At 54.1% G+C, this 1,646-nt stretch carries 1 protein-coding gene; it reads left to right on the top strand.

Annotation, left to right across the window (positions count from 1 at the left end):
• Window positions 1-1,646 (top strand): amino acid adenylation domain-containing protein (locus ABLA76_RS17990; protein ID WP_348988954.1); only part of this gene is annotated, 1,646 nt, incomplete at both ends.

Raw genomic sequence — 1,646 nt, 5'->3', positions numbered from 1 at the left:
GGAGCAATCCGGTTCACCGGCATGGGACGGTATTCAGGAGCTGGACAGTGAAGAGCGCAGCAACTACCCCTTGTCACTGGATGTCGATGATTTTGATGATGGATTTGCGCTGACTACCCAATGCAGCCAGCAAATTAATCCGGTGCGCATTAATGCCTATATGAAGACAGCGTTAAACGGCATTGTGGCCGCACTGCAATATGCGCCGGAGCAACCTATCCACACTATCGATATCCTGCCACTGGCCGAACGTACCCAGTTACTGGAAACCTTTAACGATACCACTGTCGCGTATCCGCAAGAGACCTTAATTCACCAACTGTTTGAACAACAGGTGGAACAAACGCCTGACGCCACCGCGTTAGTATTTGGTGAGAGCGAGCTGAGTTATGCGGCACTGAACCGCCATGCTAACCAACTGGCTCACCAGCTGATCGCCTCTGGCGTGCGCCCTGATGATCGCATCGCTATCTGTGTTGACCGCAGTCTGGATTTGATTATCGGCCTGTACGCTATCCTTAAAGCGGGGGCCGGTTATGTGCCGCTCGACCCGGAATACCCGGCCGAACGCCTGGCTTATCAACTGTCGGATAGCCAGCCGGTGTTATTGCTGACCCAACAACATTTGCAGGGGCTGTTGCCAGTATCAGGCATTCCCGTCTGGTTGCTGGATGATGAAACCCACCGGGATCACGTGGCAAACCAGCCGGTTCATAATCCTGATGTTCAGCTTCAACCGCACCATCTGGCCTACATCATCTATACTTCCGGCTCCACCGGACAGCCCAAAGGCGTGATGCTGGAGCACCGCAATGTGGTGAACTTTATCCATGCCCAGCACCAGACCAGCAAACCCCAGGCAGGGGATCGTATCCTGCAATTTGCGACCATCGCCTTTGATACCTCGGTATCCGATATTTTCCCCACCCTCGCATCCGGTGCCACTCTGGTTCTGCGGCCGCCCCATATCCGGATACCGGATATGACTTTTGTCACCTTCCTGCGTGAACAGCAAATCACCATTATGGATATGCCCACCGCCTTCTGGCACCTGTGGGTACAGGAGATGATGGCAGGTCGCAGCGGTTTCAGCCCATCTCTGCATACCCTTATTGTGGGCGGTGAAAAAGCGGAGTACCGCCATTTAATCAACTGGCTGTCTCATCAGGACACCCAATCCTGCCGCTGGATTAACTCTTATGGCCCTACCGAAACCACGGTGATTGCCACCACCTTAACCCTCAATGATAACGGTCAAGATTCACCTGAATTGACTGACGTTATCCCGATTGGTTATCCGCTGCCCAATAGCCGTATTTATATTCTGGATACGCACGGGCGGCCGGTGCCTATTGGCGTCAGTGGTGAAATTCATATCGGTGGCGCAGGGGTGGCGCGGGGTTATCTCAATCGCCCCGATTTAACCGCAGAGAAATTTGTGGCGGATCCGTTTAGTCAACAGCCCGATGCCCGTATGTATAAAACCGGTGATCTGGGGCGCTGGCTGCCCAATGGCGCGATTGAATATTTAGGGCGCAATGATTTTCAGGTCAAGATCCGGGGCTTCCGCATTGAACTGGGGGAAATTGAAACCCAACTGGTGGCTTGCGAGGGCGTCGTAGAGGCCGTGGGGAGCGCCCCGGTTG

Source organism: Xenorhabdus sp. SGI240, from assembly GCF_040081915.1.
GTDB classification, from domain to species: Bacteria; Pseudomonadota; Gammaproteobacteria; order Enterobacterales; family Enterobacteriaceae; genus Xenorhabdus; species Xenorhabdus bakwenae.
This window is presented reverse-complemented; position numbering and strand designations above follow the sequence as displayed.